This is a genomic window from Xanthomonas prunicola (assembly GCF_025266575.1).
GTDB lineage: Bacteria > Pseudomonadota > Gammaproteobacteria > Xanthomonadales > Xanthomonadaceae > Xanthomonas > Xanthomonas prunicola.
On the sequence record NZ_CP096142.1, the window covers coordinates 4,440,236 to 4,461,919 of the forward strand.

Annotated in this window: 17 protein-coding genes; 9 read left to right on the forward strand and 8 right to left on the reverse strand. The window is 66.2% G+C overall.

Features of this window, described 5'->3' with window-relative positions:
- Positions 1-81: 81 nt before the first annotated feature.
- The 3 genes from M0D43_RS18995 to M0D43_RS19005 all read left to right on the forward strand — a co-directional run bounded on the left by M0D43_RS18995 (position 82) and on the right by M0D43_RS19005 (position 6,242).
- On the forward strand, positions 82-654 hold the full coding sequence (locus tag M0D43_RS18995) for a Maf-like protein (protein WP_252162606.1): 573 nt from the start codon (positions 82-84) through the stop codon (positions 652-654).
- Positions 654-2,153, forward strand: coding sequence for a ribonuclease G (gene rng / locus M0D43_RS19000; protein ID WP_101361493.1), 1,500 nt, complete (start codon positions 654-656; stop codon positions 2,151-2,153). Before M0D43_RS18995 ends, rng begins: the two co-directional genes overlap by 1 nt.
- 168 nt (positions 2,154-2,321) lie before the next feature.
- Entirely contained in the window at positions 2,322-6,242 is a 3,921-nt protein-coding gene (locus M0D43_RS19005) for a YhdP family protein (RefSeq protein ID WP_260807476.1), read from the forward strand.
- Between the two features lie 5 nt (positions 6,243-6,247).
- Here M0D43_RS19005 and M0D43_RS19010 read toward each other — a convergent pair whose 3' ends face one another.
- Positions 6,248-7,000 (reverse strand): DUF6065 family protein, encoded by a 753-nt coding sequence (locus tag M0D43_RS19010; protein WP_252165126.1) that lies wholly within the window; start codon positions 6,998-7,000, stop codon positions 6,248-6,250.
- A 98-nt stretch (positions 7,001-7,098) separates the two neighbouring features.
- Between M0D43_RS19010 and tldD the strand changes: the two genes are divergently transcribed.
- Entirely contained in the window at positions 7,099-8,544 is a 1,446-nt protein-coding gene (gene tldD, locus M0D43_RS19015; RefSeq protein WP_252162607.1) for a metalloprotease TldD, read from the forward strand.
- Between the two features lie 91 nt (positions 8,545-8,635).
- Here the strand turns inward: tldD and yjgA are convergent, their stop codons facing one another.
- The gene (gene yjgA / locus M0D43_RS19020; protein ID WP_252162608.1) at positions 8,636-9,214 is read right to left on the reverse strand and encodes a ribosome biogenesis factor YjgA; all 579 of its coding nucleotides are present in this window, start codon (positions 9,212-9,214) and stop codon (positions 8,636-8,638) included.
- A 145-nt stretch (positions 9,215-9,359) separates the two neighbouring features.
- Between yjgA and pmbA the strand changes: the two genes are divergently transcribed.
- Together pmbA and M0D43_RS19030 are read left to right on the forward strand one after the other, a co-directional pair.
- Positions 9,360-10,727 (forward strand): metalloprotease PmbA, encoded by a 1,368-nt coding sequence (gene pmbA / locus M0D43_RS19025; protein WP_260807477.1) that lies wholly within the window; start codon positions 9,360-9,362, stop codon positions 10,725-10,727.
- A 328-nt stretch (positions 10,728-11,055) separates the two neighbouring features.
- Positions 11,056-11,520 (forward strand): DUF4870 domain-containing protein, encoded by a 465-nt coding sequence (locus M0D43_RS19030; RefSeq protein WP_252162609.1) that lies wholly within the window; start codon positions 11,056-11,058, stop codon positions 11,518-11,520.
- Positions 11,521-11,588: 68 nt separating this feature from the next.
- Here M0D43_RS19030 and M0D43_RS19035 read toward each other — a convergent pair whose 3' ends face one another.
- The 5 genes from M0D43_RS19035 to M0D43_RS19055 all read right to left on the reverse strand — a co-directional run bounded on the left by M0D43_RS19035 (position 11,589) and on the right by M0D43_RS19055 (position 17,722).
- Positions 11,589-12,686 carry a M35 family metalloendopeptidase gene (locus M0D43_RS19035; RefSeq protein WP_252162610.1) on the reverse strand — a complete coding sequence of 366 codons (1,098 nt, stop codon included), beginning with the start codon at positions 12,684-12,686 and terminating at the stop codon, positions 11,589-11,591.
- Between the two features lie 459 nt (positions 12,687-13,145).
- Positions 13,146-14,021 carry a polyprenyl synthetase family protein gene (locus M0D43_RS19040; RefSeq protein WP_127167875.1) on the reverse strand — a complete coding sequence of 292 codons (876 nt, stop codon included), beginning with the start codon at positions 14,019-14,021 and terminating at the stop codon, positions 13,146-13,148.
- A gap of 1 nt (position 14,022) precedes the next feature.
- Entirely contained in the window at positions 14,023-14,283 is a 261-nt protein-coding gene (locus M0D43_RS19045; RefSeq protein ID WP_003486852.1) for an exodeoxyribonuclease VII small subunit, read from the reverse strand.
- A gap of 31 nt (positions 14,284-14,314) precedes the next feature.
- Positions 14,315-15,619, reverse strand: coding sequence for a tRNA lysidine(34) synthetase TilS (gene tilS, locus M0D43_RS19050; RefSeq protein WP_127167874.1), 1,305 nt, complete (start codon positions 15,617-15,619; stop codon positions 14,315-14,317).
- A gap of 369 nt (positions 15,620-15,988) precedes the next feature.
- Positions 15,989-17,722 carry an alkaline phosphatase family protein gene (locus tag M0D43_RS19055; protein WP_252162611.1) on the reverse strand — a complete coding sequence of 578 codons (1,734 nt, stop codon included), beginning with the start codon at positions 17,720-17,722 and terminating at the stop codon, positions 15,989-15,991.
- Positions 17,723-17,835: 113 nt separating this feature from the next.
- Here M0D43_RS19055 and M0D43_RS19060 point away from each other — a divergent pair, with 113 nt between their 5' ends.
- Entirely contained in the window at positions 17,836-19,176 is a 1,341-nt protein-coding gene (locus M0D43_RS19060) for a dicarboxylate/amino acid:cation symporter (RefSeq protein WP_252162612.1), read from the forward strand.
- A gap of 9 nt (positions 19,177-19,185) precedes the next feature.
- Positions 19,186-20,013 (forward strand): class I SAM-dependent methyltransferase, encoded by an 828-nt coding sequence (locus tag M0D43_RS19065; RefSeq protein ID WP_252162613.1) that lies wholly within the window; start codon positions 19,186-19,188, stop codon positions 20,011-20,013.
- 10 nt (positions 20,014-20,023) lie between these two features.
- Here M0D43_RS19065 and M0D43_RS19070 read toward each other — a convergent pair whose 3' ends face one another.
- Positions 20,024-20,755 carry a hypothetical protein gene (locus M0D43_RS19070; RefSeq protein ID WP_260807478.1) on the reverse strand — a complete coding sequence of 244 codons (732 nt, stop codon included), beginning with the start codon at positions 20,753-20,755 and terminating at the stop codon, positions 20,024-20,026.
- A gap of 338 nt (positions 20,756-21,093) precedes the next feature.
- Here M0D43_RS19070 and M0D43_RS19075 point away from each other — a divergent pair, with 338 nt between their 5' ends.
- The gene (locus tag M0D43_RS19075) at positions 21,094-21,585 is read left to right on the forward strand and encodes an acyl-CoA thioesterase (protein ID WP_101361478.1); all 492 of its coding nucleotides are present in this window, start codon (positions 21,094-21,096) and stop codon (positions 21,583-21,585) included.
- Positions 21,586-21,684: the final 99 nt, after the last annotated feature.

Genomic DNA, 21,684 nt, shown 5'->3' on the forward strand with positions numbered 1-21,684 from the left:
CGAACGCAACAAGGCTTCCGGCAGCGGTGCGTGCGTTCACCAGGCGAGCGGGCGAGTGCGGGCAACAGGTATGCTGGACGGATGCTCTATCTCGCCTCCCGTTCGCCGCGCCGACACGAACTCCTGCAACGCCTGGATGTGCCGTTCCAGGCATTGCAACTGGATGTGCCCGAGCTGCGCGCAGCCAATGAACCGCCGGAACACTACGTGCAGCGCGTCGCGCTTGACAAGGCGCACGCCGGGCTGGCGCTGGTACAGGCCGCCGACCCCGACGCCATCGTGCTGGGCTCGGATACCGAAGTGGTGCTGGGCGAGCGGGTGTTCGGCAAGCCGGTCGATGTGGACGACGCCATTGCGATGCTGCGCGCGTTGTCCGGGCGCACCCACCAGGTGCTCACGGCGGTAGTTCTAGTCTGCGCACAGCGCGCGCCGGCGCAGGCATTGGTGGTGTCGGAGGTCACTTTCGACACGCTCGATGCTGCGCAGATCGCCGCCTACGCCGCGTGTGGCGAGCCGATGGGCAAGGCCGGCGCATACGCGATCCAGGGCCGCGCCGAACGCTTCATCCGCCATCTGTCCGGAAGCTATTCCGGCGTGATGGGATTGCCGCTTTATCACACCTCGCAGTTGCTCACAGCCTTCGGAGCGCATTGATGTCGGAAGAGATTTTGGTCAACGTCACCCCGCGCGAAACCCGCGTGGCGGTGATCGAGAACGGCATGCTGCAGGAGCTGCATATCGAGCGCGGTTGGCGCCGGGGCGTGGTGGGCAATATTTACAAGGGCAAGGTGCAGCGGGTGATGCCCGGCATGCAGGCCGCGTTCGTCGAAGTCGGACTGGAGCGTGCTGCGTTTCTGCACGCCAACGATGTGATCCGCCTGGCGCCAGTGCCGGCCAGTGTGGTCGACACCGAAGAAACCCCGATCCCGCCGCCGCCGCCGGCCTCGGTGCCGATCGTGGAGCTGCTGCGCGACGGCCAGGACATCGTGGTGCAGGTGGTCAAGGACCCGATCGGCACCAAGGGCGCGCGGTTGACCACCCAGATCAGCATTCCGTCGCGCTATCTGGTGCTGCTGCCGCAGTCCAAGGTCGTCGGGGTGTCGGCGCGCATCGAAGACGAGGCCGAGCGCCTGCGCCTGAAGACCATCGTCAGCGAGGTCTCGGCCCAGCATGGCGGCTTCGGCTACATCATCCGCACCAATGCCGAAGGCCAGCCGGCCGAGGCATTGGCCGAGGACATCGCGTATCTCTCGCGGGTCTGGACCGTGGTCGAGCGCCGCGGCCGTGAAGCGCCGCCGTGCAGCATCATCTACGAAGACCTGAGCTTGCCGCTGCGTGCGGTGCGCGACCTGATCCGCCGTGACGTGGAGAAGGTGAAGGTCGATTCCAACGAGACCTTCGTGCAGTTGCAGGCCTTCGTGGCCAAGTACATGCCGGTGCTGGCCGAGCGGCTGGAGCTGTACACCGGCGACCGGCCGATCTTCGACCTGTACGGGGTCGAGGACGAGATCGGGCGTGCGTTGAACAAGCAAGTGCCGCTCAAATCGGGCGGCTATCTGGTGATCGACCAGACCGAGGCAATGACCACCATCGATGTCAACACCGGCTCGTTCGTCGGTCAGCGCAACCTCGAAGAAACCGTGTTCCGCACCAATCTGGAAGCTGCACAGGCGGTGGCGCGGCAACTGCGGCTACGCAATCTGGGCGGCATCATCATCATCGACTTCATCGACATGGACGACCCGGAGCATCGCCGCCAGGTGCTGCGCACGCTGGAGAAGGCGCTTGCACGCGATCACGCCAAGACCACCGTGTACGAGTTCTCGCCGTTGGGCCTGGTGGAGATGACCCGCAAACGCACCGTGGAAAGCCTGGAGCGCCAGCTCTCGGAAACCTGCGGCCAATGCGGCGGGCGCGGCACCATCAAGACCGCGGAAACGGTGACCTACGAGATCTTCCGCGAGATCACCCGCGCTGTGCGCCAGTTCGATGCCGCGCGGTTGCTGGTGATCGCGTCGTCGAAAGTGGTCGCGCGCATCACCGAGGAAGAGTCGGCAGCCGTGGCCGAACTGGAAGAGTTCCTCGGCAAAAGCATCCGCTTCCAGTCCGATGACCAGTATCTGCAGGAGCAGTTCGATGTGGTGCTGCTATGAGGCGGGAATGGAGAGTCGGGAATCGGGAATGGGGGTGGAGCGAAAGGCGCTCTGCGGGGTGCCGGTGACATCTTTAGAATGGCGGCGCGCGCGGATGGATGATCGTGCGCGCGGCGCGGTTTGTGCTCCTGCGATTCCCTATTCCCTATTCACCATTCCCCGCCGTTAATGCCCACCCCGCTGCGCCGCCGTCTGCGCCTGTTCCGCCGCTATGCGATCACTGCCTGCGCGCTTGCGCTGGTAGCGGTCGCGTTGCTGGTGGGCGCGGTGAGCCAGGCATTGCCGTTGGCCGAGGAACACCCACAGCAGATTGCGCAGTGGCTGAGCCAGCGTGCCGGTCAGCCGATCGCGTTCGATCGGCTGCAAACCGAGTGGACGCGACGCGGTCCGCTCTTGCGGCTGGATGGGTTGCGCATCGGCCCGCACGGAGAGGTGCGCGTCGGCCAGGCCGAGGTGCTGCTGGCGATGTACGCCGGGCTGTTGCCGGGTCATTCGTTGACCGAGATACGCCTGCGTGGCCTGGCGCTGACCTTGGAGCGCGGCGACGACGGTGCGTGGTCGGTGCAGGGCATGCCCAGCGGCGGGGACTCCGATCCGCTGGATGCGCTGCGCCGGCTCGGCGAGATCCAGCTGGCCGAAGCGCGCCTGCATGTGGCCGCGCCATCGATCGGCCTGGACACCACGTTGCCGCGCATCGATCTACGCCTGCGCGTCAGCGGCTCCAGCGTGAAGGTGGGCAGCCGTAGCTGGATCGATCTCAAGCGCGCGCCGCTGACGGCGGTGCTGGAATTCGACCGCGACAGTGGCGACGGTCGTGCTTACGCGCAAGCCGACCCGGCTGACCTGTCCGCGTGGGCGTCGCTGCTGCAGTTCGGCGGCATGCGCGTGGATGGCGGTGGCGGGCGGCTGCAGGCTTGGGCACAGCTGCGCGCACGAAAGATCGCCGCGGTGAGCGTGGATGCCGACCTGCAGCAACTGCGCCTGTCCGGGGAAGCGCTGCCGGACGAGACCGCGCGGCGCACATTGACCTGGGAGCGGCTGCAGGCGCGCGCGCGCTGGCAGACCATCGGTGGCGGCTGGCGGGTCGACGCCCCGCTGCTGCGCATGGGGCAGGCAACGCATCTGCAGCATCTGGACGGGCTGAGCATTGCCGGCGGGCGCCGCTATGCGGTGGTAGGCAAGCATGTCGATGTCTCGGGCTTGATCGCGGCGGCGGCGCTGAGCGAGCAGTTGTCGCCTGCCTTGCGACGCTGGCTGAGCCTGTCCAAACCGCAGCTGCGCGTGGCCGACCTGCAGATCGCCGGCGAGCAGGGCGGCGCGATGCGGGCGCAGGGCCAGATCGAAGAACTCGGGTTTCTGCCGGTGGGCAATGCGCCGGGCATCAGCGGCCTGCGCGGCAGCATCGATGGCGATGCGCAGGGCGTGGAGCTGGACCCCGTGCCCGACACCACGCTGCGCTTCGATTGGCCAACCGGCTTTGGCGTGGTGCATGAGATTCAGCTGGCCGGCAAGATCGTCGGTTGGCGCGAAGGCGCCGGCTGGCAGGTCGCCACTCCGGCGCTGCGTGTGCAGGGCAAGGATTACGGCGCCAACGTGCGCGGCGGGCTGTGGTTCCAGGGCGATGGCCGCCGCCCGCGCATGCAGCTGGCGGCCCAGTTGGACGATGTGGCGCTGCCGGTGGCGCGCAAGTTCTGGATCCGCTCCAAGATGAGCGAGGCTGCCATCGACTGGCTCGATATGGCCGTGGCTGGCGGCACCGTCACCGGCGGCACTGGCCTGGTCAGCGGCGATCTGGACGATTGGCCGTTCGACAATAACGACGGGCGCTTCGAAGCATTCGGGCAGATTCGCGATGGCGTGATCCGCTTCCAGCCGGACTGGCCGGCGATGGAGCAGGTCCAGGCGCACCTGCGTTTTATCGGCAACGGTTTCTCGCTGCAGGGGCAGGGCGACCTTGCAGGTACCCCGATTGCGCAGCTGGAAGCGGGCATCCCCAGTTTCGCCACCTCTGAACTTTACGTGCGCGCCTCCACCCAGGCCGATGCAGCGCAGCTCCTGGGCATGCTGCGCAAGAGCCCGCTGGAGCGCCGCTATGGCGACACCTTGCGCAATCTCACCGTGTCCGGTCCGGCCGCCGTGACCTTCGATCTACTGCGTCCATTGCGCACCCATGGCGTTGGCGGCCATCTGCAGGGCACGGTGGCGTTACAGGGTGCCAAGCTGGCCGATGCGCGCTGGGATCTGGCCTTCGACCAGGTCAGCGGGCAGGCCGAGTACCGAGACACCGGCTTTGCCGCCGACCATCTGAGCGTGCAGCACGAGGGGCGCAGCGGCGACTTGTCGTTGCGCGCCGGCGGGTTGGTGCAGGACCCCAAGCAGGCCTTCGAAGCACGTCTTGGCGCCACCCTGGATGCCAAGGAATTATTCGACCGCGCACCGCAGATGGAGTGGCTGCGTCCGTACGTGCACGGCAGTGCACCCTGGCAGGTCGGTGTGGATGTGCCGCTGCCGCCGCCGGGGCAAACCGATGCAAATGCGATGCTGACGCTCCGGTCTAGCTTGGTTGGCACCACGCTGGATCTTCCTGCGCCGCTGGACAAGGCCGCCAGCCAGCTGCTGGACACCCAGGTCAAGGTGGCGCTGCCGGTGGGCGATGGCGATATTGATGTGGCGTTCGGCAAGCTGGTGGCGCTCAAGGCCAGCAGCCATGGCGAGCAGACCGGCGTGCGCGTGGTGATGGGCACCGACACCGTCACCGAACGGCCGCCGGCCAACGGGTTGGTGGTCACTGGTCGCGCCGCGTCGCTGGACGCGATCGACTGGATCAGCCTGGCGCGCGGCACCAGCAGCGATGCAGACATGCCGTCGCTGCCCGGCCAGCCTGCCATTCCCAAGAAAGACGCGGTGCCGTTGCAGGAGGTGGACGTGCAGGCGGACCGCTTGCTGATGATCGGCGGGGTATTCCCGCAAACGCGCCTGCGTCTGCACCCCACCCGCGATGCGGTGGCGGTGACGCTGGATGGCCCCTCGCTGGCTGGCCAGCTCACCGTTCCCACAGCCGATGGTGCAACCGTGCAGGGCACGTTGAAGACCGTGCACTGGCAGCCGGTGGCGGCGCCTGCCGAGCCGGCCGCGCCCGAACCTGGCGACCCACTGGCCGGCGCGTTGCCGGAGCCTGCGCGTCGTGCCGTGGCCGAATTCGACCCGGTCTCGATTCCGCCGCTGGCGTTGGATATCGACGATCTGCAGATCGGCAAGATGACCTTCGGCGCGGCCACCCTGCGCAGCAGCCGGCTCACCGATGGCATGCAGGTGGATCAGTTGCAGTTGCGCTCGGACGACCAGAACATCGGTCTCACCGGTGCCTGGCGCGGCAAGGGCGACGCGGCCAGCACGCGCCTGTCAGCGCGTGTGGACAGCCGCAACCTGGGCAATCTGCTGCAGAACCTCACCCTGGGCGGCCAGCTGCGTGGCGGCGAAGGAGCGCTGGAACTCAATGCTGGCTGGGAAGGCTCGCCAACTGGCTTTGCGCTCGGCTCGCTGGACGGCAACCTCAAGGTGGACGTGCGCAACGGTCAGTTGCTGGAAGTGGACCCAGGCGCCGGCCGCGTACTCGGCCTGCTCAGCGTGGCGCAGCTGCCGCGTCGGTTGATGTTCGACTTCCGCGATTTCTTCTCCAAGGGCCTGGCCTTCAACAAGTTAGCCGGCGAAGTGCGCTTCGGTGAGGGCTTCGCGCGCACCGATGCCATCCGCATCGAAGGCCCCGCTGCCGACATCGCCATCCGCGGTCAGACCGACCTGCGTGCACAGACCTTCGACCAAACCGTGGACGTGAACCCCAAGGCCGGCAACCTGCTGACCGTGGTCGGCGCAGTTGCCGGTGGCCCGGTGGGTGCGGCAGTCGGCGCGGCGGCCAACGCGGTGCTTGGTAAGCCGCTGGGTGCGATCGGTGCCAAGACCTACCACGTCACCGGGCCGTGGAAAGATCCGCAGGTGGACGTGGTGGAGCGCGAGGCGCGCGAGCGGGCGCCGCGCAAACCGGCCGCTCCATCGGGTAAGTCCGGCAAGGCAGATCCGACGCTGCGCTGACGCACTCAGTCGGCCGGGGTTTCGTCGCTGCCGGCACGCGTAAACATTGGCAAACGCAGGCGCGAACGATGCCCCGGCGCTGGCGGCTGCCCCGGTGCGGCCACGCCAAGAAAGTAGCCGCGCTGCCATTTTTCGCGCGCTGCCGCCGAGTGCGCATCGGGCAATTCATCGAGAAAGCGCGTGCGGCTGTGGGTCCAGTCGGCATGTTGCTGCGCCAGTTGCGGCGCCTCGGAGAGCGGCTTCCACTGCGGCTGCACCTGCTCGATCAATTGTCGCTGTAGCGGGAACAGGTGACAGAACGGCTCGCCCGCCTCGAAGCGAACCCGCCCGGGCCGGGTGAAACGCCAGTTCATGGTGAAGGTGTGCGGACTCCAGTCGGTTTCCACCATGCCGCTCAGCGCGCCGATGCCGTCCTTGGGTCGGTTCAAGGGTCCGGTGACGAACAGGTCGATACCGGTGTCGGTGCGGAACAGGCAGGGTACATGGAAGGTCAGCACGCCATAGCCGAAGTGGCTGATCGCCGGTGCCACCGTGTCTGCATCGGCCGTGATGGTGATCGCTGCCAGCGCGTCGCTGCCGTCCCAGCTGGCTTCGAAACCGGACTGGCACAGCAGTTCCCAGCCATGCGCATTGGCAATCGCCAGCGGCAGGCAGCGGTAGGCGTAGCGTTGGTCGGTGGCGTCCATCCACGCGCGCTCATGCGGGGCAGGGCGGATGTCCAGCGTGTGGCCGTCCAGAACGTGGGCGATGAGCTTCATGCGCGGGCGATCGGCGAAGAGCTGGCTGGCGATGATAGCTGCGCGCATGTTCAGCGGAACGACTTGTCTCCCCGGCGCGCGGGCCCCATCCTGACCACATGACCGATAACGCTCTCACTCTGGCCGAAACCCGGCTGCTGCTTCCTTCCGGCCTGGATGCCGGCCATCTGGACCGCACCTTCGGTGCCCTGCTGGGCCCGGGCATCGACTTCGGCGACCTGTATTTTCAGCATTCGCGGCGCGAGAGCTGGAGCGTGGAAGACGGCATCGTCAAGGACGGTGCGCATTCCATCGAACAAGGCGTCGGTGTGCGCGCGATCGCTGGCGAGAAAACCGGCTTTGCCTATTCCGACGACATCCATCGCGATGCGCTGCTCGAAGCGGCGCAGTCCGCGCGCGCGATCTCGCGTGAAGGTGGAGCGCAATCCACGCGCTCGCTGGTGCGCGGCAGTGGCCGCGCGCTGTATCCGGCCACCGACCCGATCGACGACATGGACAGCGCCACCAAGGTCGACCTGTTGCGACGGATCGACCAGTTTCTGCGTGCTGCCGACCCGCGCGTCAAACAGGTGATGGTGAGTCTGTCCGGCGGCGTGGATACGGTATTGATCGCCCGCAGTGACGGCGTGCTGGCAGCGGATGTGCGCCCGCTGGTGCGTTTGAACGTGCAGGTGATCGTCGAACACGGCGGCCGTCGTGAATCCGGTTATTCCGGCGGCGGCGGGCGTTACGGCTATGCCGAACTGTTTGCCGACGGCCGCCCGGAAGGTTTTGCGCGCGAAGCGCTGCGCCAGGCGCTGGTGAATCTGGATGCGATCCCGGCACCGGCCGGCGTGATGCCGGTGGTGCTCGGCCCGGGCTGGCCCGGCGTGCTGTTGCACGAGGCGGTGGGCCACGGTCTGGAAGGCGACTTCAATCGCAAGGGCACCAGCGTCTACGCCGGCCGCATGGGCGAGCGCGTGGCATCGCCGGGCGTGACCATCGTCGATGACGGCACCCTGGACGGCCGTCGCGGCTCGCTCAACATCGACGACGAAGGCACGCCCAGCCAGTGCACCACGCTGATCGAAGACGGCGTGCTGGTGGGCTACATGCAGGACACCCACAACGCGCGCCTGATGGGCGTGGCGCCCACCGGTAATGGCCGCCGCGAATCGTTTGCCCACCTGACCATGCCGCGCATGACCAACACCTACATGCGCGCCGGTCAGCACGACCCGGAAGAGATGATCCGCTCAGTGAAGAAGGGCATCTATGCGGTGAACTTCGGCGGCGGCCAGGTCGACATCACCAGCGGCAAGTACGTGTTCTCGGCGACCGAGGCCTACCTGATCGAAGACGGCAAGGTTACCGCGCCAGTGAAGGGCGCTACGTTGATCGGCAACGGCCCGGAGACCATGCAGAAAGTGCGCATGATCGGTAACGACCTGGCGTTGGATGAAGGCGTGGGCGTGTGCGGCAAGGACGGGCAGAGCGTGCCGGTCGGCGTCGGCCAGCCGTCGCTGTTGATCGACGGCATTACGGTCGGCGGAACGCAGGCCTGAGATGCCGGGATTCGGGAATCGGGATTGGAGAATCGCAACGGCCGGGATGGCCGCGATGGCCGTTACGGGGTTCGATGGATCGGGCAGATCCCTATTCGTCGCCTTCCGATGCCGATTCGTCTTCCAATCCCGAATCCCCACTCTCCGATCCCGACTCTTGAGACAGCTCGCGCAGCACCTGGAACAGTTCGCGGTAGGCACGCGGAGGCTTGTTTTTGGCGCGTTCGTGGATCGCGTTGCGGACCAGTTGACGCAGTTGCTGGCGGTCGGCCGCCGGGTAGGCTTCCAGCAGTTCGGCCAGCGCCACGTCGCCGTCGGCGAGCAGGCGTTCGCGCCAGCGCTCGACCCGATGGATCGCCGCCACTTCGCGGCGCGCCGTGTCGCTGTTGGCGTCCAGCGCATCGCGGATCGCTGCCAGGGTCTGCTCGTCCTCGCGGCGCATGTGCTTGGCCAGAAACGCCAGTTGCCGCTTGTGGGCGATATGCGAGGTGATGCGCTTGCTCTCTTCGATATGCGGGATCAGCGATTCGGGTACCGGCAACTTGGCCAGCTGCGCCGGGGTCAGCGCGACCAGCTTCTCGCCCAGGTCGAAAATCTCAAGCGCTTCGCGCCGCTGCTGGCTACGGCTGGCGCCGCGAAATTCACCGGTGTCTTCATCGCGTCCGCGCATTGCCACTACATCCCGAAACTTGGTTGATAAACATCTCCGGCCTCGAACGGCCGGGCGTCGGCGGAACACTCCGCACTGAATTCAAACACTCCGGTCATGGATGGCCGGGCTTGGCGGACGGATCCGCGTTTCCAAGGATAAAGCATTGAACGCACTCTCCTCCGAAATCCGTGTCATCGACGACAGCCTGCAGCGCCTCGACGCGCTCACTGACATCTCGCAGCGCCTGCTCGCGCGCGCGCGCGCGGCCGGCGCCACCCAGGCCGAAGTGAGCTGCAGCGAAGAGCGTGGTCTGGACGTCAATGTGCGGCTGGGCGATGTGGAGACGGTCGAATCCACCCGCGACCGCGGCATTGCGGTCACGGTCTACTTCGGCAAGCGCAAGGGCAGTGCCAGCACGGCCGACCTGCAGGATTCCAGCCTGGAATCCACCGTGGCGCAGGCCTGCGCGATCGCCCGTTTCACCGAAGACGACGTGGCCAGCGGCTTGGCCGACCCGGAGTTGATGGCGCGCGAATTCCCAGAACTGGATAGCTGGCACCCATGGGCACTGGATGCCGATACCGCCGTGGATCTGGCGCTGGCCTGCGAAACCGCCGGCCGCGACGCCGACGCGCGCATCAGCAATTCCGATGGCGCCTCGGCCAGCACCGGGCTCAGCCTGTCGGTGTACGCCAATTCGCACGGTTTCATCGGCCGCGAGCGCGGCACCCACCATTCGATCAGCTGCGCGCTGATTGCCGGGCAGGGCGACGGTATGCAGCGCGATGGCTGGTACAGCAGCGCACTGGCGCGCGAAGACTTGGAAGCACCGGATGCGATCGGCCGTCATGCTGCCGAGCGCACCCTGGCACGCCTGCAGCCGCGTTCGCTGCCCACCGGCCAATTGCCGGTGCTGTTCGCGCCGGAAGTGGCGCGCTCGCTGGTCGGTCACTTACTCGGTGCGGTCTCCGGCGGCGCGCTGTATCGCCGCGCCAGCTTCCTGCTCGACAGCGTGGGTACCACCCTGTTTCCAGACTGGTTCAACATCGAAGAGCTGCCGCACCTGCGCCGCGGTCTGCGCTCGGCGGCGTTCGATGGCGAAGGCGTGGCGACGCGGCGCTCGGCATTGATCACCGACGGCGTGCTGCAGCGTTATGTGCTGGGCAGTTATTCGGCACGCAAGCTGGGTCTGCAGACCACCGCCAATGCGGGGGGCGTGCATAACCTGCAGGTCACTGCCAACGCAGGCGATCTGGCATCGATGATTGCCGGCATGTCGCGCGGCCTGCTGGTCACCGAACTGATGGGCAACGGCGTCAACCCCGTCACGGGCGATTATTCGCGCGGCGCCGGCGGTTTCTGGATCGAGAACGGCATGATCGCCTACCCGGTCGATGGCCTGACCATCGCCGGAAATTTGCGCGACATGTTCGCCGGCATCGAAGCGGTGGGCAGCGATGTCGACCCGCGTTCGCACGTCAAGATCGGCTCGGTGCTGATCAACCGCATGACGGTGGCCGGCGACAGCTGAGCGACGTCGGCGGTACCGAGGTAGCCGGTTTTCAAGCGGGCAGCGTGCGGGTGGGTGCAAGCGTCGCGAGCAGGCGCTTGCGCACAACGTGCGTGCAAGTAGCGGCGAAGAAGGCGTGTCAGCATTCGCTCCCGCTGCCTCTGACGAACGATGCGCAAACGTATATGGGGCATGCGAAGGCACGCGCTACTTGCGAGCGCTACCTGCGCGATTTGCGGCGTCGGTAAATCCGATATCTCCGTGTTGCAGGCAGCGCCCGTCGCGGTAATCGAGGGCATCCTGTCCGCCATTGCGCTGCGCATTGCAGCCACGGCAAGACCGCCTGCCCGTGCCTTTCCGCACTGGTGGCTGGCTGAATCGTTGCTATAGTCCGCCGCACCACAACCATGCATGGGGAGACATGATGAGCGAATTCGAATCGCACGCCGTACCGCCACCGCCGCCGGTCGGCACCAGCACGCCGTCGGAGGAGCGCACCCTGGCGCTGGCCGCACATCTGCTGGGCATGGTGACCTACTTCGTCGGCGCGCTGGTGATCTGGCTCATCAGCAAGGACGCCAGCCCGTCCAAACCCTTTGCCACCGATCAGGCCAAGGAAGCATTGAATTTTCAGATCACGGTGGTCCTGGCCATGATCGTGGCGGTGATCCTGACCATGGTGTCGTTCGGCATCCTGTTCTTCCTGCCTACCCTGGTATGGATCGGCAGTCTGGTGTTCTGCATCCTGGCCGCGGTCAAGGCCAACAACGGCGAACACTACCGTTATCCGTTCACGCTGCGCCTGATCAAGTAATCGGCGCGGTGCGAAACAAAAGGCCCGGCAGCGATGCCGGGCCTTTGTCGTTTCAGACGATGACGCGATCAGTTCTGCGCCGGGGTGTTTTCGGCGAAGTACTCGTGGCTGTCGGCGTTGGTGATGGCCTGGGCCGGGTTGCTGATCGCCAGGCTACGCGCGCCGGACTGACCATAGACGCGGTCCTGCGTGCCGGCCACCACGGTGAAGTGGCTGGTCTCGTGCACCAGGGTGCCGGCCTTGGAGTCGGTGCCAGTGGTCGACGCACTCCAGAACGCGTTGCAGACATGGATCTCGTACGGCTGGTTGGGATAGACGTAGGCGAAGGCATCCGCCAGATCCGCTTCGCAGCTGCAGTTGATCGTCAGCTGGCCATTGTTCTGGTCCAGCGCGTTGTCGATGTTGACGAAGTTGGAGCTGACCCGGCTGTAGCGCGAGGCGTTATAGGTGCCAAACCAGGTGGTGTAGCGCGCGCCGGTGCTGCCGGCGTTGAGGTAGTTGCGCGCGTTCTGCGAGTAGTTGCGCGCGGCAGTGACCGCACTGCCGGCCTGGCTGGTGCGGGTGGTGCTGCAGTTGAGGTAGTTGATGCCGTTGACCACGGCCGTCGGGCCGACCGCGAGCTGGCGCTGCACGCCACGGCGTGCGCCGTCCAGCCACACGGTGAGCGGGGTGCTGGTGGCCACCGCCGGCTCGCCGTTGGCCGCCTTCATCAGGCTGCCGTCGGAAAAGGAGGCGTACTGCAGCGCCGAGCGCACCTGGATGGTGTAGTTGCCGCTGGTGGACAGATCGTAGGCGCCGGCCAGATCGACCTCGCCCTTCACACTCTGGCCGGGCTGCAGGATGGTGAAGTCGGCCGCCTTGGGCAGGCCACGCTTGACCAGGCGCCCGGTGTAGTCCACCGGCTTGCCGTCGCGGCTCACTTCCAGAATGCCGTTATCCAGCGACTTCAGCGGCAGCTGATAGGTCGGCACGCGTGCGGTCTGGCTGCTGTGATTGGTAACGGTGACGGCGATCTTGCCTTGATGGCGGCCAGCCTGGTCGGCCAATGGCGACAGTTCGATGGTCAACGGAACCGGGCCGCGCACGGACTGCGCCTGCGCCGATCCGAGTACGCCAACAACGGCCAGCGTGCCTGCTGCAAACGATGCGAGAAAAACGTTCTTCACCAGTGACTCTCCGTGTGATCGGGGGATGTCCGCGGATGCGGGCACCCCAAACCTAGGCAGGACGAGCGGACGCGACAAGTTGTTTCATTGCGCATATTTTTGCTCGTAGCACGGCCCTGAGTGGCGCTGAAATAGCATGGATGTTGATAATTCAGCATAAAAATGTGTGTTCCGTCATGAGCTGCGGGTTCGCGCGTGTTGGTGACTGACACAAACGCAAGCAAGAAAAGTTTCGATGTGTGATCAAGTTCTCTGGTTTGAAGATCGCACTGCAGCGGCTGACCGTGCGCTGGCGCACGGAGTGCGCAAATCGTGTCCTGCGGGTCCGTTTTATGTCACGCACGGTGGATATATGGCCATCCATGCGACCGCATGACATGGCGTCTGGTGATGCCGAAGATCGATTCGGCCTCTGCCGCATCCCCTCACTGCGATGTGCAGAGGCGTTGCCAGCTGCGTCTAGTGCGCGCGGTCCACCGCAAATCGGCCCAAGCTGGCCAATGTCTCGCCTGGTTGCCCATAGGGTTGCAGCACGTCATGCATGCGCGTGGCCAGCTCGGCCAGCTTCGCTTTGGCGCCGTCCATCCCGAGCAGGGCGGGGTAGGTGGATTTGGATTGCGCTGCGTCCTTGCCGGCGGTCTTGCCCAACTGCGCCGAGCTCGATTCCACATCCAGAATGTCGTCGCGCACCTGGAAGGCCAGGCCCAGCGCGTCGGCAAATTCGTCCAGGCGCTGCTGGTCGGCCGTCGCCGCGCCCCCGGTGAGCGCGCCCATCCGCACTGCCGCGCGAATCAACGCGCCGGTCTTGAGCGCATGCATACGTTGCAAGTCCTGCAACGACTGCAGTTGCCCAGTCGCATCGATATCCAGTGCCTGGCCGCCGCACATGCCGGCCGCACCCGCGGCGGTGGCCAAGCTCTGCATCCAGCCCACGCGCAGTTCGGCGCTGGCCGATGCAGTGGCCAATAATTCGAAAGCGCGCGTCTGCAAGGCATCGCCGGCCAGAACGGCGGTGGCTTCATCGAAGGCGATATGCACGGTGGGCTGGCCGCGTCGCAGCGCGTCGTCGTCCATTGCCGGCAAGTCGTCATGCACCAGCGAATAGGCGTGAATCAGCTCCACCGCCACTGCGGGCGTGTCGAGCTGATCCTCGGCGGCACCGAACAATGCGCCGCTTGCATAGACCAGCAGCGGCCGCATGCGCTTGCCACCGCCCAGCACCGCGTGACGCATCGCTGCATGCAGGCGCTGCGGCGCATATGTGGCGCTCGGCAAGCCGGCCTCCAGGCTGCGTTCGGTGCGGGCGATCCAGTGGTCGAACAGCGCCGAATTCACCTCAGCCGTCCAGCGACGGCGGTTCGAAGGCTTCGGCAAGCTCGGGGCGCGCAGGGTCGGTCAACAGGCGCACGCGCAGTTCGGCCTGTTCCAGCGCCTGCTGGCAATCGCGGTACAACCCGATGCCGCGCTCATAGGCCGTGAGCGATTGCTCCAGGCTCAGATCGCCGACTTCCATCTTTTGCACCAGTTGCTCGAGTTCTTCCAGCGACTGTTCGAAGCGGGCAACCGGGGACGTTTCGTTCAAGGACTTCTTGGCCATCGCTAAAGTGTGCGGCGCGCGCGCAGGCGGGTCAATTCGGATCGGCAGCTGCCCACCATTGCAGCGATGCGGCGTTCGCCTGCAACCATGCGTCCAAGTTGCCGGAAATGATGCAATCGCCGGCGGCAAGCACCTGCGTGCCTTGCCACAGGATCGGCAGGCGCTCGCGTTCCCATGGCGGTAGATCGAGCGCCTGCAGCAGATGTTTGAGGCGATGCGAATGCGAGCGCCGTGGCAACACGATGCGCTCGCCGCCCTGGCGCGCGCGCACCAGCAGCGGTTGCGCAAAACGCAGACCCGGCGCGCCATGCAACCGTAACTGTGCACCATCGGGCAATTGCAGCGGTGCTGTGCCATCCCACGACGCTTGCCAGTTCGACGGCCAGGCCGCAACGGGGTAATGCAGAAACAGGCACTGGCGCCAACGGCGGACTTCTACCTGCTGCCATGCGAAGCACGCCTGCCGATCTGCGGCGGAATTGTCGATTTCGCGTTCCAGTGCGGCCACGCCTTGCGCAGGCAGTGGCGGCGCGTGCGCCGCGCTCACCCAGGCGCGTAATAGCCGTGCCCTTCGTTCGCTAGGTTGCGCACGCAACGCGTGCAGATCCAGCGCGCCGCTTGCGGTACGCACGCTTGGCAACAACGCCATGTCCTGCAGCAGCAATAATGCGCTGGCATCGGCGCTCAGTTGCGCACTACGCGCCAGCGCATCGGCTGCTTGCGGCCAGCGTTGCTGCAGCAACGGCAACACCTGGCTGCGCAGGAAATTACGGTCGTGGCGTGGGTTGGCGTTGCTGGGATCTTCGATCCAGCGCAACTCTTGTGCGAGCGCATAGGCGAGCAGATCGGTGCGGGTGTACGCCAGCAGCGGGCGCCACAGCGTGCCGTTGGCGAACGGACGCTGCGGGCGCATCGCCGCCAGCCCTTCCGGGCCGGAAGCGCGCAGCGCACGCAGCAGGAACGTTTCGGCCTGATCGTCGCGATGGTGCGCCAGCGCCAGCCACTCGCCAGCGGCAAGTGCGCGCGCGCATGCGGTGTGGCGCGCGTTGCGCGCTGCTGCTTCCAGACCAAGGCCACTATCGCGCTCGACGTGCACCTGCACGATCTGCAACGGTACCTGCAGCGCAGCGCAGGTGCGTTGGCAATGCGTGGCCCAGGCGTCGGCATCGGCATGCAGCCCGTGATGCACATGCAGCGCGCGCAATCCTGCTTGGCGATAACGCGGCATGGCCGCCAGCAAATGCAGCAGCACGCTGGAATCCATCCCTCCGCTGTAGGCCAGCAGTACTGGGCCGGGCGGGGTGGCGGGCAGCAGTAGCGGGGTGTCGGTCAGCACAGGCGCAATCCTGCGACCCATACTGCGCGGCGGGCGAGCGGCGGCTGCACGCGCTGCGCGATTGCCGAACGGTGGCCTGCCTGCCACGCTTGTTGCTGGTGTGTCATCGATAATCCCGTCGTTCCCTGCGCGATGCAGTTCGAACACCGGTGCGCAGCTTCCGCGACTCGGACATCGCGTTGCTGTCTGCGGTCACCGCAGCGATGCCCTGCGGCCATTCCCGTCGCAAAGCACTCAACCCGCTGCTGCGGGCTGTCCCAGGCCTCACCGCCCATCGCTGCTGCAACGCAAGCCAGGTGGGTTGACCGGCGATGCGGCGACCGCATCATGCGGCGGCTTGTCTACCATCGCCGCAGCGCCGCCTGCGCATCAGCGTTTGACCGCCGTCTCGAAGGTGGTCGGCTTGGGCAACTCGACAGGCACGCCGGCGGCATCGCAGGTGCCGGCCTTGCACAAGCGCTCGCGCAGACGCGGGGTGGCCTGGACGATGACGTGGTAGATCACGTTCTCTTCCAGCGTGCCGCGGAACGCCGCGCTGCCCGGGCCGGTGGCCCAGATGCCGACGTCTTCGCCGCCGTGGCTTTCGGACTTGGTCGGTACCAGCGCTTCCTGCATGTAGCTGGGCGCTTCGGTGTCGACATGGGTGAGGTCGGGCCGGCCGTGGGCCGGCTCGCTGCTGCTGGGTTCGTGCGGGTACTTTTTCGGTCCGGCCGGCTGTGCATTGGTCGCGCCGGTGTGGCCGGGGCCATTGGCGTAGCTGAGGGTGGTGTAGGGCTGGCCTGCCAGGTCGGTGGCCAGCTGGCTGCGGTCGCCTTCTTCGCCGCCGGTGCCGCGGACCTTGCCCAGGATCGGATTGCCGCGCACCGGGTAGCCGACGAAGTTGAGCGTATGCGAGTGGTCGGCGGTGACGACGATCAACGTGTCGGCCGGTGCGGTTTGCACGGCGGTGCGCACCGCATCCGACAGCGACACCGTTTCATCGAGCGCGCGGTAGGCATTGCCGGCGTGGTTGGCGTGATCGATGCGGCCGCCTTCGACCATCAGCACGAAGCCGTTGGGATCGCGCGACAGCGACTGGATCGCGGTGCGGGTCATTTCGGTCAGGCTGGGCTCGCCCTGCGGGGAGCGGTTGCGGTCGTGGTCGAACTGCATATGGTCCGGCTCGAACAGGCCCAGCAGCGCGGGTGCGCTGGTGGCGGCCTGCAGTTGCTGCTCGTTCCAGACATACGCGCCCTGCGGATGCGCCTGTTTCCATTCGGCAACCAGGTCACGGCCGTCCAGGCGCAGGCCCACCTTGTCGTCGTACTCGGGGTCGCGCTCCTGCACGGTCTGGAACTGGCTGCGGCCGCCGCCCAGCACCACCTGCGGGCCGCGGCCGTAGCGCGCGGTCGACAACAGCTGCTGGGCGATGTCCTGGCAGCCGGCGGTACGCGCGGACTCGGGCAGGTCGGTGTCGTTTTCCCAGTTGCGGTCCGGCGAATGCGCGTAGGTCGCCGCCGGGGTGGCGTGGGTCAGGCGGGTCGTGGTGACCACACCGGTGGCCATGCCGGCGCTGTCGGCCAGCTGCAGCCAGCTCAACAAGCCCTTGCCCAGGCTGTCGGCGCAGTCGCTGCGGTTGCCGCTGCTGACGCCGATCGCGCCCATGTGCGACTTCACACCAGTGGTGATCGCGGTCATGGTGCCGGCCGAATCCGGCGTCTGCGAATCGGTGTTGTAGGTCTTGCTGAAGGCGGTAGCGGGGAATTGCTCCCAGGACAGCAGGTTCTCCTCGCCGGGGCCGCCCTTGCGCTGGCCATCCAGGATGCGCGCGGCCGCCACCGTGGTCAGGCTCATGCCGTCGCCCAGGAACAGGATGACGTTGCGCGCCTTGCCGGCCATGGCGCCATTGCCGGCCGCACGTGCGGCGCCGGAGCGGTACCACCACTGCGGGGTCTCGCCGGCCGGATGCGTCACCGGCGGCACCTCGACGCGGACCGACGCAGGTGCGGAGGCGCTGCTCCCGGCGGTGGAGGCGCAGGCGGCGACGCACAGCGTGGTCAGGGCGGCGAGGATAGGCAGGCGGTAACGCATCGGGTTCGAACTCGTGACTGAATCAGCTGCCATTATGCCGGCCCGGGTCCGTCGCACGGATGACACGCTGCTGTTCCAGTCGTGGTCTCGCGGGCAAAGCAGGCCTGCGCTAAGGTGCATGCACTCTCCCCGGATGATTCGACGACATGAAACTGGTTGCGGCCTGGTTGCGCATTCCGTTCTGGCAGCGCGTGGTGGCCGGCTTCGTTCTCGGCGCGATTGCCGGGGCGTTGATGGGCCCGGCGGCCGATGTGTGGTTCGGCCCCCTCGGCGACCTGTACGTCACCCTGATCAAGATGATCGCGATCCCGCTGGTGTTCTTTGCGGTGATCAATGCGATCTCGTCGTTGCACGGGCAAAAATCCGTCGCCGCGCTCGGCGGCCGCACCTTCCTGTGGTTCGTGATCACTGCCGCGCTGGCGGTCGGCATCGGCCTTGCGGTGGGCACGATCATGCAGCCGGGCGCAGGGCATTTCAGCCTGAGCGTGGACTCGGCGTGGACGCCGCGCGATGTGCCCAGCCCGATCAAAGTGTTGCTGGACGTGGTGCCGTCAAACCCGTTCTATGCATTGACCGGCATCGGCACCAAGACCAATGCGGCCGGCGAAACCGTGCTGGCTGCCGGGCGCGGGTCGATCCTGCCGGTGATCTTCTTTGCCGCGTTGCTCGGCTTTGCGATGGTCAAGCTCGGCGAGCGGGTGGCCGAGGCGCGCAAGCTCACCGGGCAGCTGAGCGACATCATGATCCAGGTGACGCGCTTCGTGCTGGAGATGACCCCGCTGGGCACCTTCGGCCTGATTGCCGGCCTGGTGGGCAGCTACGGTTTTTCGAAACTGCTGCCGTTCGGCAGTTTCGTGCTCGCGCTGTATGTGGCCTGCGCCCTGCATATCCTGGTGGTTTACAGCAGCCTGTTACTGGCGCACGGGCTCAATCCGTGGAAGTTCTTCCGTGGTGCGGCGCCTGGCATGCAGGTGGCCTTCGTCAGTTCGTCGAGCTTTGCCGCGATGCCGGTGGCGATGCGTTCGATCACCCACAATCTGGGGGTCAGCAAGGACTACGCCGCGTTTGCGGTGCCGCTGGGCGCCAGCATCAAGATGGACGGTTGTGGGGCGATCTACCCGGCGCTGTGCGCGGTGTTCATCGCCCAATACACCGGCGTGCCATTGACGGCCAACCAATACTTCGTGGTGTTGATCGCCTCGGTGCTGGGCAGCTTCGGCACCGCCGGTGTGCCGGGAACCGCGGTGATCATGGCCACGGTGGTGCTGAGTGCGGCCAATCTGCCGCTGGAAGTGATCGGCTATCTGTATGCAATCGATCGCATCCTCGACATGATGCGCACCATGACCAACGTCACCGGGCAAATGCTGGTGCCGGTGCTGGTGGCCAAGGAAACCGGCTTGCTCGACAAGAGCATCTACGACGCGGCGTCGACCAATGTCGGGCTGGAAGATCCGCCTGCAGACAGTGCCAGTCCACTGCGCTGAGGCTGTTGCATGCGTGCCGGATTTCCCATGCTGCGCGAACGGCTGCAGCAACTGCCCGAGTTAGAGAGCGTCGATGGCGTGTTCGTGCAGCGCGGTTTGCACGACCACCCGTTCGAGCAGCACTACCTGGAGATCCGGCGCAAGGAAGGCCGGCTCTACACCGATGCGCAGGTGCGCAGCCTGCCGCGTCCCAGCGGCAAGCTCGGTGCCAGCCTGGAATGGCAGGTGCGCGCGCTGTCCAGCAGATTACTGATGCAGCACCTGCAGGCGCGTGGCAGCGCAGGCGCCATCCTTGAACTCGGTTGCGGCAATGGCTGGCTATCGCGTTTGCTGGCGCAGTCGCTGCAGCGCGACGTCTGCGGCATCGACGTCAATCGCACCGAACTCACCCAAGCCGCACGCGTGTTCGGCCACGAGGAACGCCTGAGTTTCGTCGCTGCCGACATCCAGACCGTGGCGCTGCCGCACGATGTCTTCGACGTCATCGTGGTGCCGGCGTGCATCCAGTATTTTCCGCATCCTGCCGCCCTGGTACGCCACCTGCTTGCGCAGCTGCGCGACGGTGGCGAGTTGCACATCCTCGACAGCCCGCTGTATCCAGACCGGCAACGTGCCGACCAAAGCGCTGCACGCAGCCTGCGCTATTTCACCGGCCTGGGCGTGCCGGCATTGGCCGAGCAGTATCACCAGCACACCTACGCCGTCTTCGACCCGTTCGCAGTGCAGTGGCTGTTCGATCCGCGCCAGCTGCGCGCGCGCATGCGCCGCATGCTCAAGCTGCGGCAACCGCATTTCCCATGGTTATGTCTTCGCAAGCAGGACAACCAGGGGCAGTAACTCGGCGCCGTCATCGCGCCTGCACGGCTTCCAGCAATGTCGTTGCGTGCGGCGCCGTATGCTGGGCGACTGCGCCGACCACGATGAAGAACATCAGCACGCCGAGCAGCGGCCACAGCGTGTGGCGAACGCATAACCACCACCAGCCTTGCACCTGCACGCCGCGCATGCGGCGATACAGCCCGCCTGCCAGTGCCGCGTCCACCAGAAGCTCGGCCATCAATACCGGCGCCGACCACACCACCCAAGCGGCAGCAACGATGGCGACTGCGGCCGCGGCCAGCACTGCCAATAGCGCCAGGATCGGCAGACCAACCTCACCATCGATGAAGTCCGGGAGTGCGCCGTCGCCCGAAGCATCCGAGACGGATCCGGATGGCGCGCTCCACATGCCCGAACGACCTGCGCCGCTGGAGTTGCCGCCGTTGCCGGCCCATCCCGAGGTGTCTTGCGCCGCGCTGCTGCCGAGATCGACGCAGTCGCTCACCAACTCGCCATCCACATCGTTGCGCCATCGCACCCATGCCCACATCAGCAGCAGGAACAGGCCATAGGCAACCAGCGTCGCCATCGGGTAGCGCACCACCATCGCGTCCACGCCGGCATTGCGCAGCAGGAACGAGGCCAGCAGCCCGCCTGTCGCGGTGAGCAACACGATGGCGCTCATCTGCAGGCGCGGCCAACCGTCGCGTTCCAGATGCCGCCGTGCATGCTCGATGGTGAATCGTCTTCGGTCCGACATGATGCGATGCCTCCTGCTGCCGGCAGCCTTGCCCGGATGCCGAGGGTAGGTGACTTTCGATGACGCGTGCACGCGCTTGGCGGCAGAGGTGCCACATGTCCAGGAACCGGTGGTCGATGAGGAGCTTGCCGGTGCCGAGCGCGCAAGCGATCGCTCAAAGGCCTGCGGCGCGCACTTTTGCTGTGTGGAGGCGTCGTAACAACATGTTGTGGGCGCGGGAGACCTGCAAGGCAGGCGCAGGGGTGCGTTGTGCGTTGGCGCATCCGAGTGCGCGGGGCGAATCCCTTCAACGCGCGCGCATGGCACACTTTCGGCTCATCCCTTGACCAGAGCGTGCAGTGATTGGCCAACAGCGTGATCTGACATTTCGTTTTCTGGCCGAGCCCAGCGACGTCAACTTCGGCGGCAAGGTGCATGGCGGCGTGGTGATGAAGTGGATCGACCAGGTCGGCTTTGCCGCGGCCAGCGGCTGGAGTGGGCATTACTGCGTGACGGTGGCGGTGGGCGGCATCCGCTTTGTGGCGCCGGTACGCATCGGCGATCTGGTGGCGGTGTCGGCCAAGCTGGTCTACACCGGGCGCAGCAGCATGCATTTCGCCATCGATGTGCGCGCGCGCAGCCCGATGGGCGGCGATTCGCGCCTGTGCACCCATTGCATCATCGTGTTTGTGGCGATGGACCCGGACGGCGTCACCCCGGTGGAAGTACCGTCCTGGCGTCCCGACACGCCGGAAGATCAGCGCCTGGCCGAATACGCGCTCAAGGTGATGGAGTTGAGCAAGGGGATCGAGGACACCATGGCGCATTACAGGGCCGATACCTCGCAATAACCGGCATTGTGCGCGCCGGGACATCATCTGCCCGATGGCAGCCGATGTGGCAGATGCAGCCTGCAGCTGGTTTGCCTGGCACGTGTGCCTGTATGCGCT

Excerpts from the sequence above, each read along its gene's own strand:
- tldD (WP_252162607.1), top strand. The coding sequence starts at position 7,099 with ATGACCGATAACGCTCTCACTCTGGCCGAAACCCGGCTGCTGCTTCCT.
- M0D43_RS19010 (WP_252165126.1), bottom strand. The coding sequence starts at position 7,000 with ATGAAGCTCATCGCCCACGTTCTGGACGGCCACACGCTGGACATCCGC.
- M0D43_RS19070 (WP_260807478.1), bottom strand. The coding sequence starts at position 20,755 with ATGTCGGACCGAAGACGATTCACCATCGAGCATGCACGGCGGCATCTG.
- M0D43_RS19060 (WP_252162612.1), top strand. The coding sequence starts at position 17,836 with ATGAAACTGGTTGCGGCCTGGTTGCGCATTCCGTTCTGGCAGCGCGTG.
- M0D43_RS18995 (WP_252162606.1), top strand. The coding sequence starts at position 82 with ATGCTCTATCTCGCCTCCCGTTCGCCGCGCCGACACGAACTCCTGCAA.
- M0D43_RS19005 (WP_260807476.1), top strand. The coding sequence starts at position 2,322 with ATGCCCACCCCGCTGCGCCGCCGTCTGCGCCTGTTCCGCCGCTATGCG.
- M0D43_RS19055 (WP_252162611.1), bottom strand. The coding sequence starts at position 17,722 with ATGGCAGCTGATTCAGTCACGAGTTCGAACCCGATGCGTTACCGCCTG.
- M0D43_RS19065 (WP_252162613.1), top strand. The coding sequence starts at position 19,186 with ATGCGTGCCGGATTTCCCATGCTGCGCGAACGGCTGCAGCAACTGCCC.
- M0D43_RS19045 (WP_003486852.1), bottom strand. The coding sequence starts at position 14,283 with ATGGCCAAGAAGTCCTTGAACGAAACGTCCCCGGTTGCCCGCTTCGAA.
- yjgA (WP_252162608.1), bottom strand. The coding sequence starts at position 9,214 with ATGCGCGGACGCGATGAAGACACCGGTGAATTTCGCGGCGCCAGCCGT.
- rng (WP_101361493.1), top strand. The coding sequence starts at position 654 with ATGTCGGAAGAGATTTTGGTCAACGTCACCCCGCGCGAAACCCGCGTG.